Raw genomic sequence first — 16,031 nt, forward strand, 5'->3', positions numbered from 1 at the left:
CCGTCAGCGGTAGCGCGCCAGGATCTGATCGATACTGCCATCCTTGATGAGCGTATCGATCGTCCGGCTGACTTCATCGAACGGGATGGCGGATTTCTGCGAGAACGCGCACTGCGCCTTGTAGGCCGAGAACACCAGGTCGCCGCGCACCTTCATGCCGGGATTGATGCGGTGCTGGTAGTTCAGCGTGGCCTCGCTGATCATCGTGTACGGCACCTTGCCGGCCACCATCTGCTGGATATTGGCCTCCATGCTCGGCGCGTCGGTGCGCTTGAAGCGCGCGCCCAGCACCAGCTCCACGCGCTGGTAGCGGTAGCCCAGCACCGTGCCGACCTGGCGGTCGCGCAAGTCCTTGAGGGAGCGCAGGCGCGGCGCATCGCTGCGGGCGGCGATCATTTCGGCATCCGGGAACAGCGGCGGGCTCCAGTTGTAGTCGCCGTCGATCCAGAACGGCATCACATAGCACATGGCGTCGGCGCGGCCGCCGGTCAGCGCCGGCGTCACTTCCGGCACGTCCGCGTTGAGGTAGACCGGGCGGCGACCCAGCCGCTGCGCCAGCACGTCGCCGAAATCCTTGACGATGCCGCCGGCGATGGCGCCGTTCTGGAAGCGCGCGATCGGCATGGCCTGGTCCACGGGCGCCAGCATCACCAGCTCGCCGGGGCCGGCCAGCGCGGCGGCGCACAGCATCGGCAGGGGCAGAAAAAATAGGCGGGATCGGGAAGGCATGGCTTATTATAGCCGCTGTATGTTGGACCCCGCACATGCAGGCCCAAGCGCCTGTGGCACGCTGTAACTCCTCGATCACAAGCAAGGAGTATCGTCATGACCAAGGAATTGCAAGACAAACGCATTGCAGTGCTGATGACCGACGGCGTCGAGCAGGTGGAGTACACCGGCCCGCGCGCCTTCCTGGAACAGCAGGGCGCCAAGGTAACGTTGATTTCGACCAAGCAAAAGGGCGAGCAGGTGCAGGGCTTCAACCACGCCGATCCGGCCGACCAGTTCACCGTCGAGCTGAACGTGCGCGACGCCCGTCCCGGCGAATTCGACGCGCTGGTGCTGCCGGGCGGCGTGGCCAATCCCGACGCGCTGCGCCTGCATGCCGAAGCGATCACCTTCATCCGCGAATTCGGCCGCGAGAACAAGCCGATCGCCGCCATCTGCCACGGCCCGTGGACGCTGATCGACGCCGACCTGGTCAAGGGCAAGCAGATGACCAGCTGGCCGTCGCTGCAATTGGACCTGCAAAACGCCGGCGCCCAGTGGCGCGACGCCGAAGTGGTGGCCGACGGCAAACTCATCACCAGCCGCAAGCCGGACGACATCCCGGCCTTCAACCAGGCGCTGAAGCAGGCGCTGGCGGCGTAACTCTTTCTGCGCGGCAAACGGGCGCTCGGTCGCGCAGGACCATCGTAGACTAAGGTGAACATCGAGCTCATGCGTCTAAAACACAGGAGATCATCATGCAACATACCCTCACAGCCGTATTTGAAACCCGCGCCGAAGCCAGCCTGGCCCGGGACGAACTGGTGCACAACGGCTTTGACCGCGACAGCATCCAGATCCACGACTCCGGCAGCGTAGCCGGCACCGCGCGCATCGACGACGACGCGTCCATCCTCGGCAACGTCAAGAAAATGTTCAGCGACATGCTGGGCCGCGACCACGCCGACCAGCACGTGTATGCCGAAGCGCTGAACCGCGGCCACACCGTGCTGGCGCTGGACACCGCGACGCTGGAGGAATCCGAACGCGCCGCCGACATCATCGAAGACTTCAACCCGATCGACATCGACGAGAGCGAAACCATGTGGCGCGCCAGCGGCTGGGGCGCGGACGTGCTGCGCAGCGGCGTCGGCATGCAGCAGACCAGCATCGGCTCGCAGCAGGCAGCACCCGAGCAGCACGGCATCCGTCCGCGCGAGGACGCGGTGGTGTTCGCGCGTTCCGAACAGGTGGTGCTGGCGCCGGGATCGATGCAGCGCGGCTCCGTGGCCAGCGGCACGGTGACGCCGGCCGCCGAAGCGGTGGCCGACATCCAGAACACCGTGCAGCGCAGCGGCATGCGCATCTATCCGCGGGACGCCGGCATCAACCAGGACAGCATGAACATCCTGACCGGTAACGACGACGCCGAAGACGACCATTTCCGCTCGCACTGGGAAAAGACCTACACCGGCGGCACCTACCAGGAGGTGGAACCGGCCTACCGCTACGGCGAATCGATGGCCGGCAATCCCGGCTACCAGGACAAGCCGTGGGATGAAGCGGAACCGCACCTGCGCTCGCAGTGGGAGACGCAGCACCCGCAGTCGACCTGGGACAAGTTCAAGCTGGCGGTGAAGGAAGGCTGGGACCGCGTGACGAAGTAAGGTTGTTCAAGGTCAAAAACTGAAGTATTCATCGTGACATCATCGGGGACTTGCGCAGCCTGTTCGGTTGCGCGCTTCCCCGATGGATGCCCACGATGGAAAAACTGCTGCCCTACTACGAACGCGAGTTAAGCATGCTGCGGCGCGCTGGCGCCGAGTTTGCGGGACGCTATCCCAAGCTGGCGGGCAGCCTGCAAATCCGCGGCGAAAGCTGCGCCGATCCCCATGTCGAACGATTGATCCAGGCCTCCGCGTTCCTCAACGCGCGCGTGGCCAAACTGCTTGACGACGGCTACTCCCACTTTACCGAAGCGCTGCTTGGCATGCTGTACCCGCACTATCTGCGGCCGATTCCCGCGTGCTCGATCGCGCACATCGACTACAGCGGCGCCAGGGCCAATGAAATCAGCAGCGTGAACGTGCTGCCGCGCGGCGCGGCCATGAAGGCGCTGGGGCAGGGCGCGGTGGCGTGTCGTTTCCGCACCGTGTATGACGCCACCGTGGCGCCGGTGCTGATCAGCGCCGCATGGTTCGAGCCGTACATCCAGACACCGACGTCGCTACCGCTGCCGCCGGACGCCGGCTCCGCCATCTGCTTCACGATTGAAAGTACCACCGCCGGCCGTTCGCTGGCCGCCCTGGGGCTTTCCACGCTGCGGGTCTTCATCGACGGCGAAGCATCGCTGCGCGCCACGCTGCGTGACGCGCTGTTCATGCATACCGCCTGCGCGTGCATCGAAGCGGACGAGCAGTGGCGCATGCTGGAGCGCATACCGCTCGCACCGGTGGGTTTCGCGGACAACGAGGCATTGCTGCCCGCCGCGCCGTCCGAACATGCGGCCTACCGCTTGTTGAGCGAGTACTTCGCCTTTCCGGAAAAGTTCGACTTCTTCGATATCGACCTGACCGCACTCGCCGTGCCAGAAAGCTGCAACCGCCTGACCCTGCGGCTGGTGCTGTCCGATGTGCGGCCAGACACGCCTGCCGCCCGTATCCTGCGTTCACTGACGGCGGATAACACGCTGCTGGGCTGCACACCCATCGTCAACCTTTTCCCACATCCCGCCACGCCGATCCGCATCACCCACACCCGCAGCAGCTACCCGTTGATGCCGGACGAGATAGCAGGCAGCGCCTGCGAGATCTACAGCATCGACAGCGTGCAGCTATCGCGCAAGTCGCCGGATGGCAGCGAGGTGACCGAATTCTTCCCCTACTACTCGCTGCGCCATGGCGACGCCGGCGACAGGAAAGGTCGCTACTGGCTGGCGCAGCGCGATGAACTGATGACCGCAGGCCTTGAATACTCACTGTCGCTGGTCGACCGCGCGTTCTCTCCACTGCGCATGAACAGCGGCACCGCATCCATACGCCTCACCTGCACCAACCGCAACCTGCCGCACGGCTTGCAGTACGGACGCGCAATGGGCGACCTGAGCACCGAAAGCGCCATCGGCAGCTTCCCGATCCGCATGCTGCGCCGGCCGACCGTATCGCACCGCCTGTCATCGGAAGGCGGCCGGCAGTGGGGACTGATCGCGCACCTGGCGCTGAACCACCGCTCGCTGACACAGGAGGGCCTGCCTGCGTTGAGCGCCATGCTGCGCCTCTACGCCCAGCAGGACAGCACCGTATCCCAGCGCATGATCGACGGCGTCACCGCGCTGTCGCATCGTCCCGCAACGGCGTGGCTGCGGCAGGCGCAGGGCAATGCCTACCTGCGCGGAATCGAGGTTCAAGTGTCGCTTGACGAGGAAGCCTACGCCGGCACCGGCATCCACGCGTTTGCGCAGATCCTCGACCACCTGTTTGGACTGCACGTGCACCTGAACAGCTTTACGCGACTGATCGTGCTGTCCCACGTCACCGGAAAGGAGTTGCTGCGATGCGCACCTCGCAACGGCGCTCTGACACTGGCGTGATCAGCCACCTGCTGGCCGATCCGCAGCGCTTTGAATTCTTTCAGGCGGTGCGGCTGATCGAGCGCTGGCGGCCGGGCAGCATCCGCTTCCGCAACCGGCTGGCGATGGGATTCCCGCCGAACCAGCTGGAGAACATCAGCAGCGATGATGCCAGCGTGCGCGTGACGCCCGCGTTCATGGGCATGCTGGGCAGCCAGGGCGTGCTGCCGTTGCATTACTCGGAACGTATCAACCGGCATGAGCGTGAACGCAACGACGGCGGCCCGCGCGCCTTCCTGGATGTGCTGTCGCATCGGCCGCTGTCTTTGTTCCACCAAGCCTGGGCTCACTATCGGCCCGATGAAAGCGAGGACTTTTTAACTGCGTTGACCGCGCTCGCCGGCGTGCATCCGGTAGACCACAGCATCGAACGCGAAACGCTGGCCTTCTACGCCATGCAGATTCGCAGCCGCGCAGTGCCTGCGCCAATGATGGCCGGCGTCTACACCGAATACTTCGGCGTGCCGTTCACGGTGGAGCAGCTGATCGGCGAATGGCAAACGCTTCCCGCCGAAGACCAGGCCAGTCTCGGACAAGTCAACGTCTCGCTGGGCGGCGGCGTCATGCTGGGAGCACGCACCTACCGCTGCGACGCGCGCGCGCGCCTGCGCATCGGCCCCATGGACAAACAAGCATACGAATGCTTCCTGCCGGAGCGCAGCGGCGCATGCAGCCTGGCATCCATGCTCGGCCTGCACTGCGGCGTCGGCATGTCCTACGAAGTACACCTGATCCTGCGCGCCGCCGATGCGCACGGCGCCAGCCTCGATGCCGGTAGCCGTTTGGGCGTGAACACAAGGCTGCTGACCGCACCGACCACGCAGGATAGCGACGAGTTGATGTATCTGCTGCATAGCTAAGGGGAGAGATTGTGGAAAGCGACAACGACTTCTTCAGCTTCATGGGCCTGGCCAAGGAACTGGTCACCAGCAACCGGCCCTTGCGGCTGCGCCTCGACCTGCCGGGCGGGATCAACGACGACATGCTGCTGCCGCAGCGCGTGTTCGGCTCCGAGACGCTGTGCGGCGGTATCGAATACCGCGTGTTGTGCGTCTCCTCCAATGTGCACCTGCCGCTGAAAGAAATGATCGCCGTGCCGGCAGCACTGCAATTCGTCACTGACCGTGGCGAATTGCGCAGTGTATGCGGCATCGTCACCGAAGCCGCTTCCGGCGACAGCGACGGCGGCCTTGCCAGCTACCAGCTGGTGCTACGCGACGCGCTGGCGATTTTGGAAAAACGCACCAACACCCGCGTGTTCCGCAACATGAACGAAGTGGAAATCGTCCAGCGCCTCCTCAACGAATGGCGGCAGAAAAGCGCCATCCTCGGCACCTGTTTCAAGCACGAGACCGATGAAGCCTTCGGCCAGCGCACCTATCCCCAGCGCGAATTCACCATGCAGCACAACGAATCGGACGCCTCCTTCATCCGCCGCCTGCTTAAGCGGCGCGGCATCGGCTGGTACATCCATGCCGATGGCGAGGCCGAAGCGCCTTCACACACGCTGGTACTGTTCAACAGCGCCGACAGCCTGCGCCAGAATGCCGCCGGCACCATCCGCTACCACCGCGACGCTGCGACCGAGGAACGCGACACCATCACTTCCTGGAGCGCGGTACGCAGCCTGCAACCGGGCATGGTGACGCGCCACAGCTGGGACTACCGCAACACCCAAGGGCGCGACTTCATGATGGCGCAAGCCAGCAGCGGCGTCGATCAAGGCCCCAGCGGCAACGAACTGGCCGCCACGCTTGACGACTACCAAGTCATGATGCCGCACGCCGGCGACGATAACGAAGACCTGTGCCGCCTGGGCCAGGTAAGCATGTACCGCCACGATTACGAGTCCAAATGCTTCCACGGCGAAGGCAGCGTGCGCGACCTGTGCGCCGGTGAATACTTCACGCTCGCCGAGCATCCGGAAGTGGACGAACACGCGCCAGAGGACCGCGACTTCGTCGTCACCGCCTTGCAGGTCACCGCGCAGAACAACCTGCCCAAAGCACTCGCTGCACGCGTCGAACGCCTGTTTACCCGCAGCCGCTGGATGCAAGGCGCGCAAGCACTGCAGATGCAGCAGGACGTCAGCGACAAAGTAGCCACCGGCCCGCTGCGCATGCACATCCAGTTCACCGCAGTGCGGCGCGGCGTGACCATCGTCCCCGCCTACGACCCGCGCACCGACCTGCCCCAAGTCCAAATGCAAAGCGCCATCGTCGTTGGCCCCGAAGGCGAGGAAGTGCATTGCGACCAACTCGGCCGAGTAAAAATCCGCTTCCCCGGAACGCGCACTACGGACCACGAAGAAGCCGCCGGCGCAGGCGCATCAGATACTGAAACTGATTCTGCCTGGGTACGTGTAGCCTCCAATTGGGCCGGCAATGGTCCCGGCGCTTTCCAGCAATGTGGCGCGATTGGATTGCCTCGTGTGGGCAGCGAAGTTTTGGTTAGCTTCCTTGGCGGAGATCCCGAAAAGCCTGTAATAGTTGCCCAGCTCTACAACCAAGAAGCACAACCTCCGGGATTGAGTAGCAAGGGTAGCCTTCCCGGGAATCGTTACATTTCGGGGATAAAAAGTCGTGAGATAAATGGCACACGTGGAAATCAGCTTGGGTTAGACGATACTAACGGACAAATCAGTGCACAACTATCCAGCGACCATGGAAACTCGCAGTTGAACCTCGGATTTTTAACCAAGCCGAGGTTCGATGGGGGTGGCCAGCCGAGAGGGCAAGGGGCTGAGCTATGCAGTGATCACGCAGTGGCTGTGCGAGGAGTGGAAGGCGTTCTAATTACTGCCGAGGAGCTTTCAACTAAAGGTACGCATTTAGATCGTGCCGCTATGAGTAATGTGGCGCAAAGACTTCAAAAGATTGCCGAGCAACTCTCACACTTTGCTTCGACGCATGCCCATGATGATGGTGACTCCGTTAGTTCATCGGATTTGATAAAGAAACTTCTTAGCTTGGAAGATCAGCCAGTACCAATTGTGGGCGTCTTTGGACCGGAAGGATTGGTCTTGGGAACTGCGCAGAATTTTTTATTGGATGCTTCAACGGGCGCGGACATTATCAGTGGGGCACATGCTCGCGTCAGTGCGGCAGGGCAGATCTCACTTCGTTCTGCAAATAGCATCAGCCTTTTTTCGAATGAAGGCGGAACGAAGATAACTGCGGCATCCGGCCGGATAGTGACGCAAGCCCAAAATGACGGAATAGAACTCCTGGCGAAAAAGGTATTCGACATCATCAGCACAAGCGACTGGATAAATCTTCGGGCTCAGCAGGGAATCCGTATAAACGGTGGTGGTAGCGAGTTAGTCATTGACGCGCAAGGCATCAAGGGCTACACGAATGGAAAGCACGAGATGCACGCAACCGTTCACGAAGCATTTGGAGCGCAATGCGCTTCTTCAGATCTTCGTCGCGAATTCCCTGAATTGTCAAAACTACTTGTAGACAAAACATGGGTGGAAGTCACGCTCATTAATGGAGAACTTCCCGCAAGTGGAGAGGCTTACATACTGACCGACGCAGATGGTGTAAAGCATCAAGGATCGCTTGATGAACAGGGCTTCGCTCGAATTGAATCGATAGTTTCAGGTCACTGCAAATTGGAGTTCCCTGAACTCGGTCAGGTTAGCGATCTTAGTGCCTGATTGCGTTTCAGTGAGGACCAAATGCCAAAAACCGAACAGACACCTCAGAGCCTCAAGGAGGGAATCAACATCCCTGCTGAGAAGCACACGACTATTCAGTTGATGTCTCCAAAGATTGAGCTGCTGATCGGTGGCCCCTACAAGGCTCCCGATGGCATGCATACCTACGGCCACATGGCACTAAGAGTGACCACTGCTAAGCAAGAAAAGATATATGACTTTGGCAGATATGGCAGAACTAATGGGGAATATAGTGCAGAAGGGGAAGGTATCCTTAGAGTTTGGAGTGACTTTGCTGCATACATCGACGGGGAGAACGCTACTGGGCGTATCACGAAAGGCTTCTCGTATAACGTCACAGAGGAGCAAGCAAATAAGATCTTTTCGCACTACGAATCCTTGACGGCCGGAGCAACAAAGCGTCGTGCGGCTCATCCCAAAGAAGAAGAATTTAAGTTGCCAAAGAACTATCATGCAATAACCAATAACTGCGTGACAATGTCGCTGTCTGGTGCACGTTTGGCCTTACCGGGCTTGGATGCTAATCCGGGGCCTTACAATGAAGGAAGAGGTATGAGTGAGGTTGAAAAAATCGCGGCACGCACCTCCAACTTTGGGTTCTGGCCGTCACATATTTTTATGCCTGCGGATGTCCAGCTCATGTTAGAGAAAGAAAAAAAATACACACCATCAAAAGTTCAAAGCTATGCAAAGGGCGCGAAATGAAAAGGAAAATTCTGCTGTATATGTTCGCCCTGTTTAGTGTCGTGTTTCTGATAGTCTTTCTTTGGGGAAAAGGAGCTATGAAAATGGACGGAAAGAAAGCGTATCGCCTTGAAGAACCGCTGCTGATTGAAGGCAAGGATCAGAACAGCTACTCATTACTGCCTCAAGGCACAGTCCTTTATTATGATAAGAGCTGGGATGAGGGGCACAGCACCTATCACGTCTATTTCAATGTCAAAGGCGACTTCAGAGCCACTATGGTACAGCCATCCGGTATTGATCCAGTCTGGATGAGAACTGTGCCTGGCGACGAACTACCTAAACTGCTTGCCGACTATCCAGTAAGTCTCGCAGAATTGACAGCTATTCTGAAGGCCAAGCGTGCGACGAAACAGGACCTCGTGCAGATCCTCCGCGACTGGAAAGACTGAAGATCAATGCACAAAAATTTTGGCCGAGCCAGTCGCTTGGTCTGAATAAGTCAAATGCGGCTTTAGCGCAAACCAAGGTATCTGACCTGCTACCCCAGTTTAGCGCGATGTTAAGCTAGAGTCTGCCAACTGGGAGGCGGACACGAAAAAGCGATTTACAGAGGAGCAGATTATTACGGTATTCAAAGAGGGGGCCGAAGCCGGTGCCAAATGTCGGACTGTAGTAGGGAATACGGTATTGAAGAGCCGACGTTCTACAACTGGAAAGCAAAGTTCGGTGGATGTGAAGAAAGTCGAGTCAGAAAACGCGATGCTCAAGCTGCTGTTGGCAAATGCGATGCTAGACAACGCTGCACTCAGGGATGTCGTTGGCCGAAAATGATTAGCCCCCAAGCAAAGCGGCTAGCTCTGTGACGCATTTGATGACTATCCATGAGTTAGGTGTGGCGCGGACTCGTAGGCTAATCAGCATCTCCAGATCGTTGTTCCAGTAAGCATCGACACTGCTGGACGACGGGCCATTGCTTGAGCGCCTGGCTGCACTGGCGCAGTAGAAACGCCGTTACGCTACCGGCATTTGCATGTGCCGCTACGTCGAGAGGGTTGGGAACTTAATTGCAAACGCACCTACCGCGTGTACCACGCGGTAGCTTAATGGTTCGTCGCCGCGAGCGTAAGCCTATCGTGGGCCTAGAGCCTCCACCTCCAGTTAGGGTACCCACCGTTGAGCCAAACCAGAGCTAGTTCGCATCCATGCTAATTAATTTTTAATCCTATGGAATAGGCTTTCCCATTGAAAATTGAGTAATTTGACACCGCTTTTTAGTTTTATTGTTGGGTCAGACAAAGGTGGTGGAAAGGGGCATGTTCATCCCGTCGAACCATGAGAGGTTTCACCTCGTGAATCAGCTCGGATGCAGACTTTTCCTGACTGGTGGGCATTTTCAGGAACCTCGCGCCATCCCATTCGTCAGGTAGGAAATGCAGTGCCGCCATTGCTCGGGGCAGTTGTAGGAAGGGAAATTATGAAACAGTTTTTTGGCGGCGAACGTCGGAGTCTGAAAGAAATCGTTGATATTTTAGGGCAAGATAATCTGTTTAACGATGAGATAAATGGTTTGTAATCCCCGAGGGAAATAGTACTAAAAGCCTAAGCATTTAAATGCTTAGGCTTTTAATTTATTAAACGTCGATATTCCCCGCCCGCAGCGCGTTGGTCTCAATGAATGCACGGCGCGGTTCCACATCATCCCCCATCAGCGTGGTGAAGATCTGGTCGGCAGCAATCGCATCCTCGATCTGCACCTTCAGCAAACGGCGCACGGTTGGGTCCATGGTGGTTTCCCACAGCTGTTCCGGATTCATCTCGCCCAGACCTTTGTAGCGCTGTTTGGACACCACACGTTCCGATTCGTCACGCAGCCACTGCATCGCCTGGTGGAAGTCGGTCACGGCCGATTCCTTGGTGCGCTCGCCTTCGCCGCGGCGGACGTAGGCGCCTTCGCCGATCAGGCCGGTGAAGGTGGCGGCGGCTTCGGCCAGCACGCGGTAGTCGGCGCTCAGCACGAAGTCGGCGTCGATCGAGCTGACCTTGATGTTACCGTGGTGCATACGCTCGATCCACAGGGAGTGCTTCTCGTTGAGCTCGTCCGAACGCACCGTCACCTTGACGGCGATGTCGTTGATGTTCTCTTCCAGCGCGCGGGCCGAGGCTTCCGACGCTTCCTGCGTGCTCATGTCCAGCGTTACGCCGGTCATGATGGCGGTCAGCGCGGCGCGGTCGATCACGCGGGTCAGGCGCGTCATGATGACGTTGGCCAGGTTGAACTGGCGTACCAGTTCGCCCAGCGCTTCGCCCTGGATCGGCTCGCCGCCTTCGCGCGGCGTCAGCACGGCGGTGTTGAGCGCCACGTTCATCATGTAGGTCGCTTCTTCGGCGTCGTCCTTCAGGTAGCGCTCGTCGCGGCCGGCCTTGACCTTGTACAGCGGCGGCTGGGCGATGTAGATGTGGCCGCGTTCCACCAGTTCCGGCATCTGGCGGTAGAACAGCGTCAGCAGCAGGGTGCGGATGTGGGCGCCGTCAACGTCCGCATCGGTCATGATGATGATGCGGTGGTAGCGCAGCTTTTCGACGTTGAATTCGTCCGGGCCGATCGAGGTGCCCAGCGTGGCGATCAGCGTGGTGATCTGTTCCGACGACAGCATTTTTTCAAAGCGCGCCTTTTCCACGTTCAGCACCTTGCCGCGCAGCGGCAGAATGGCCTGGAACTTGCGGTCGCGGCCCTGCTTGGCCGAGCCGCCTGCGGAGTCACCCTCGACGATGTACAGTTCGCACAGCGCCGGGTCGCGTTCCTGGCAGTCGGCCAGTTTCGACGACAGGCCCAGGCCGTCCATCACGCCTTTGCGGCGGGTCAGGTCGCGCGCCTTGCGGGCCGCTTCGCGCGCGCGCGCCGCTTCGACGATCTTGCCGCAGATGATCTTGGCGTCGTTCGGTTTTTCCTGCAGGTAGTCCGACAGCGTCTTGGCGACGATCTCTTCGACCGGGCCGCGTACTTCGGACGACACCAGCTTGTCCTTGGTCTGCGACGAGAATTTCGGCTCGGGCACCTTCACCGACAGCACGCAGGTCAGGCCTTCGCGCATGTCGTCGCCGGAGATTTCCACTTTGGCTTTCTTGGCGAAGTCGTTCTCGTCGATGTATTTGTTGATGACGCGGGTCATCGCCGCGCGCAGGCCGGTCAGGTGGGTGCCGCCGTCACGCTGCGGGATGTTGTTGGTGAAGCACAGCACCTGCTCGTTGTAGGCGTCGTTCCACTGCATCGACACGTCGACCGAGATGGTGGTGTTCTGGTCCGACTGGCGTTCGCCGGTGGCCTGGAACACGGTCGGGTGCAGCACGGTCTTGGCCTTGTTGATGTATTCGACGAAGCCGCGGGTGCCGCCTTCGAACGCGAACAGTTCTTCCTTGCCGGTGCGCTGGTCGGTCAGCTTGATGTTGACGCCGTTATTCAGGAACGACAGTTCGCGGATACGCTTGGCCAGGATTTCGTAGTGGAATTCGACGTGGGTGAAGATTTCCTCGTCGGCCCAGAAGTGCACGTCGGTGCCGCGCTTGTCGGTTTCGCCGATGACCTTGATCGGCGAGACGGCCACGCCGTCGCGCATTTCAATTTCGCGGTTCTGGGCCACGCCGCGCACGAATTCCATCTGGTGCACCTTGCCGTCGCGGCGGATGGTCACGCGCAGCAGTTTGGACAGGGCGTTGACGCAGGACACGCCCACGCCGTGCAGGCCGCCCGAGACCTTGTACGAGTTCTGGTCGAACTTGCCGCCGGCGTGCAGTTCGGTCAGCACGATTTCGGCCGCCGAGCGTTTCGGCTCGTGCTTGTCGTCCATCTTCAGGCCGACCGGGATGCCGCGGCCGTTGTCGGTGATCGAGATCGAGTTGTCGGAGTGGATGGTGACGTGGATCTCGGTGCAATAGCCGGCCAGCGATTCGTCGATCGAGTTGTCCAACACCTCGAACACCAGGTGGTGCAGACCGGTGCCGTCCGAGGTGTCGCCGATGTACATGCCGGGACGTTTGCGGACTGCTTCCAGACCCTCCAGGATCTGGATCGAGGAGGCGCCGTATTCTTCGTTCTTTACCGCGGGGACTGCATTCTCTTCGGACATGTGCTGCTTTCTCTAAAATCGATTACTAAGGTGCTGAGCGGGTCAGGCTTAAATGCGCATCGGCATGACGACGTACTTGAAGTCGGCATTTTCCGGGATCGAGATCAGCGCCGACGAGTTCGAATCGCCGAGCGCGACGTTGACCTGGTCGCATTTCAGGTTGTTCAGCACGTCCAGCAGGTAGGTGACGTTGAAGCCGATGTCGACGCTGTCGCCGCCGTAGTCGATTTCCAGTTCCTCGACCGCCTCTTCCTGGTCGGCATTGGTCGAGCTGATCTTCATGCTGCCCGGCGTGATGATGCAGCGCACGCCCTTGAATTTGTCGCTGGTCATGATGGCGGCGCGTTGCAGCGAGCGCAGCAGTTCATCGCGGCCGATCGTGAATTCGTTCTTGTAGCCCTTTGGAATCACGCGGGTGTAATCCGGGAACTTGCCTTCCACCAGTTTCGAGATCAGCTCGATGTCGGCAAAGGTCAGCTTGACCTGGTTGGCGGCGATGTCGAGCTGCACCGGCTCGTCGTTTTCTTCCAGCAGGCGCTGCAGTTCGATGATGGTCTTGCGCGGGATGATCACTTCCTGGCGCGCGAAGGTCTGCTCGGTCTCGACCTGGCAGAAGGCCAGGCGGTGGCCGTCGGTGGCCACGGCGATGACGTTCTGGCCGTCGAGCACCAGCAGCAGGCCGTTCAGGTAGTAGCGGATGTCCTGCTGGGCCATCGAGAAGTGCACCATGTTGAACAGGTGCTTGAGCGTCTTCTGCGGCAGGGTCACGGTGGCGCTGTAGCTGTCGGCCTGCTGCACGGTCGGGAACTCCTCGGCCGCCAGGGTTTGCAGCGCGAAGCGCGATTTGCCCGACTGTACGGCCAGGCGCTTGTTTTGCAGCGTGATAGTGACGTCGCCCGATTCCGGCAGCGCGCGCAGGATGTCGAGCAGCTTGCGCGCGGCCACGGTGGTGCCGGTGACGTCGGCGCCGGAGCCGATTTCAGCGTTGGTGGTGATCTGTACTTCGGTGTCGGTCGACAGGAAGGATACGCTCTCGCCCTCTTTGCGGATGAGGATATTGGCCAGAATCGGCATAGTGTGCCGACGCTCGACAATACCGCTCACGATCTGCAGTGGCCGGAGTAGCGTATCTCGGGTGGTTTTGACCAATTGCATAGATTATCCTCAAAAAAAATTAACGATGTTTTCAGTACTTTTTGCCTTGTGAGCAGCCGCACAGGTTTGACTAAATGATAAAGCCAATCCCTGTCGCAGGCTAGCCTTTCAGCGTCTGTTCCAGCACGTGCAGCTCGTGGTTGCACTCGGGGTTTTTGGTACGGTCCAGGGCAATCTTGCGCACCGCGTGCAGCACCGTGGTGTGGTCGCGGCCGCCGAACAGTTCGCCGATCTCCGGCAGACTCTTCTGGGTCAGTTCCTTGGCCAGGTACATGGCGATCTGGCGCGGACGGGCGATATTGGCCGGCCGGCGCTTCGAATACATGTCCGCCACCTTGATGTTGAAGAAGTCGGCCACGGTTTTCTGGATGTTTTCCACCGAAATCTGGCGGTTCTGCACCGACAGCAGGTCTTTCAGCGCTTCCTTCACGATGTCGATCGTGATGTCCTTGCCGTGGAAACGCGAATACGCCAGGATCTTGCGCAGCGCGCCTTCCAGCTCGCGCACGTTGGAGCGCAGGTGCTTGGCCACGAAGAAGGCGACGTCGTCGGAGAAGGTCACGCCTTCCTGCTTGGCTTTTTTCAGCAGAATCGCCACGCGCATTTCCAGCTCGGGCGGCTCGATCGCCACCGTCAGGCCGGAGTCGAAGCGCGAGATCAGGCGGTCGTCCATGCCGGTGATCTCCTTCGGATAGGTGTCCGAGGTGATGATGATCTGTTTCTTGGCGGCGATCAGCGCTTCAAACGCGTAGAAGAATTCTTCCTGCGTGCGGCTCTTGCCGCCGAAGAATTGAATATCGTCGATCAGCAGCATGTCCAGCGAGTGGTAGTAATGCTTGAAATCGTCGAAACCCTTGCGCTGGTAAGCGGTCACCACGTCGCGCACATATTGCTCGGCGTGGATGTAGCGGATGCGCGCGCCCGGCTGATCGGCCATCACCTGGTTGCCGATGGCGTGGATCAAGTGGGTCTTGCCCAGGCCGACGCCGCCGTAGAAGAACAGCGGGTTGTATGACACGCCCGGATTGTTGGCCACCTGGATGGCGGCGGCGCGCGCCAGCTGGTTGGCCTTACCGGTCACGAAGCTGTCGAAGGTCAGGTCGGTGTTGATGCGGCTCTGCTCGCGGCGCGGCTGGGCCGAGGCCGGCATTTCCGGCACCGACGGCGCCGGGTCGACCGCCATGCGCGCGTTGTTGGTCGGCGCGCCGCCGTTGACGTCCGGCACCGGCGCGGTGGTCGCGACCTTTTTCGGCGCCGACAGGCGCGGGTCGAGCACGAACTGCACCTCGGTCGGCTGCTCCCAGTACTGGCAGGCCAGCGCCGTGATGCGGCTGGCGAACTGGGTCTTCACCCAGTCCAGCTTGAAGCGGTTGGGTGCGGCCACGCGCAGCTTGCCCGCCTCGTAATCGAGGGGGATAAGCGGCTTAATCCAGGCGCTGAATTGTTGCGGCGTCAGCTCCAGCTCCAGCTGGGCGGAGCAGGTCTGCCAGAAATTTTCCATGAATCGACTATCTGTATTCGTACTGTATAAGGGTGTGGGCAACTTCGAAGTTTTTCACACGTAACGCGCTATTCTACTCTCGCTCGCCAAAGTTATCCACAGGCGCGTCAGGATTTTTTCTGTCTTTTGGCAAGCCCGGGCAGGCAAGGCGCGGCAGTTGGTTGTTGACAAGCAGGGCCGAAATGCTGATAATTCAGGGTTCCCCGCCCGTATTCCTTGTTTCTTCACATGGATAGCGATATGGAGTAGCGAGGATTTAGCGGGCGATGAGATGGACCCAGCTTGTGCCGGATAGCGTTGGCATAGGTGCGCGAAGTGTCATTGGCACCAAAAACTGACGGGCCGTCTGACCCGATTTTGCATTTTTTTCTGCTTTAAGCGAGACCAACATGAAACGTACTTACCAACCTTCCGTTGTACGCCGTAAGCGTACCCACGGCTTCCGCGCACGCATGGCTACCCGTGGTGGCCGCCAAGTGCTGAACGCACGCCGCGCCAAAGGCCGCAAGCGTCTGGCTGTATAAGCCATTAGCTTGTTAGCTGATC

At 59.8% G+C, this 16,031-nt stretch carries 12 protein-coding genes and 1 pseudogene; 9 read left to right on the forward strand and 4 right to left on the reverse strand.

What is annotated here, in order from left to right; genetic code table 11:
- Positions 1–3: 3 nt before the first annotated feature.
- Entirely contained in the window at positions 4–729 is a 726-nt protein-coding gene (locus GJ695_RS23185; protein WP_154368975.1) for a substrate-binding periplasmic protein, read from the reverse strand.
- Between the two features lie 96 nt (positions 730–825).
- On the opposite strand from GJ695_RS23185, the gene GJ695_RS23190 reads away from it, so the two are divergent.
- From GJ695_RS23190 to GJ695_RS23225, 8 genes and pseudogenes are all read left to right on the forward strand, one after another.
- Positions 826–1,371, forward strand: a complete 546-nt coding sequence (locus tag GJ695_RS23190) for a type 1 glutamine amidotransferase domain-containing protein (protein WP_154368977.1) — start codon at positions 826–828, stop codon at positions 1,369–1,371.
- A 95-nt stretch (positions 1,372–1,466) separates the two neighbouring features.
- A complete protein-coding gene (locus tag GJ695_RS23195; RefSeq protein ID WP_154368979.1) occupies positions 1,467–2,375 on the forward strand; it encodes a hypothetical protein in 909 nt (302 codons plus the stop codon).
- A gap of 95 nt (positions 2,376–2,470) precedes the next feature.
- A complete protein-coding gene (gene tssF / locus GJ695_RS23200; protein WP_154368981.1) occupies positions 2,471–4,297 on the forward strand; it encodes a type VI secretion system baseplate subunit TssF in 1,827 nt (608 codons plus the stop codon).
- The gene (tssG, locus tag GJ695_RS23205) at positions 4,261–5,196 is read left to right on the forward strand and encodes a type VI secretion system baseplate subunit TssG (protein WP_154368983.1); all 936 of its coding nucleotides are present in this window, start codon (positions 4,261–4,263) and stop codon (positions 5,194–5,196) included. The genes tssF and tssG overlap by 37 nt, the downstream gene beginning before the upstream one ends.
- Positions 5,197–5,207: 11 nt before the next feature.
- A complete protein-coding gene (locus GJ695_RS23210) occupies positions 5,208–7,997 on the forward strand; it encodes a type VI secretion system Vgr family protein (protein WP_154368985.1) in 2,790 nt (929 codons plus the stop codon).
- A gap of 21 nt (positions 7,998–8,018) precedes the next feature.
- Entirely contained in the window at positions 8,019–8,723 is a 705-nt protein-coding gene (locus GJ695_RS23215) for a hypothetical protein (protein ID WP_154368987.1), read from the forward strand.
- A 20-nt stretch (positions 8,724–8,743) separates the two neighbouring features.
- Positions 8,744–9,154: a hypothetical protein gene (locus GJ695_RS23220; RefSeq protein WP_154368989.1), complete on the forward strand. Its 411-nt coding sequence runs from the start codon at positions 8,744–8,746 to the stop codon at positions 9,152–9,154.
- A gap of 905 nt (positions 9,155–10,059) precedes the next feature.
- Positions 10,060–10,278, forward strand: a pseudogene (locus tag GJ695_RS23225) (DNA cytosine methyltransferase); the annotation flags it as partial.
- A 58-nt stretch (positions 10,279–10,336) separates the two neighbouring features.
- Here the strand turns inward: GJ695_RS23225 and gyrB are convergent.
- The 3 genes from gyrB to dnaA form a co-directional block, all read right to left on the reverse strand.
- On the reverse strand, positions 10,337–12,829 hold the full coding sequence (gyrB, locus tag GJ695_RS23230) for a DNA topoisomerase (ATP-hydrolyzing) subunit B (protein ID WP_154368993.1): 2,493 nt from the start codon (positions 12,827–12,829) through the stop codon (positions 10,337–10,339).
- Positions 12,830–12,877: 48 nt separating this feature from the next.
- Positions 12,878–13,984: a DNA polymerase III subunit beta gene (gene dnaN, locus GJ695_RS23235; RefSeq protein WP_154361343.1), complete on the reverse strand. Its 1,107-nt coding sequence runs from the start codon at positions 13,982–13,984 to the stop codon at positions 12,878–12,880.
- Positions 13,985–14,084: 100 nt separating this feature from the next.
- Complete coding sequence (dnaA, locus tag GJ695_RS23240; protein ID WP_154368995.1) at positions 14,085–15,485, reverse strand: chromosomal replication initiator protein DnaA; 1,401 nt, start codon at positions 15,483–15,485, stop codon at positions 14,085–14,087.
- A gap of 389 nt (positions 15,486–15,874) precedes the next feature.
- On the opposite strand from dnaA, the gene rpmH reads away from it, so the two are divergent.
- On the forward strand, positions 15,875–16,009 hold the full coding sequence (gene rpmH, locus GJ695_RS23245) for a 50S ribosomal protein L34 (protein WP_040378179.1): 135 nt from the start codon (positions 15,875–15,877) through the stop codon (positions 16,007–16,009).
- Positions 16,010–16,031: the final 22 nt, after the last annotated feature.

The organism is Duganella alba (assembly GCF_009674495.1).
In the GTDB taxonomy this organism is placed as follows: domain Bacteria; phylum Pseudomonadota; class Gammaproteobacteria; order Burkholderiales; family Burkholderiaceae_D; genus Rugamonas; species Rugamonas alba.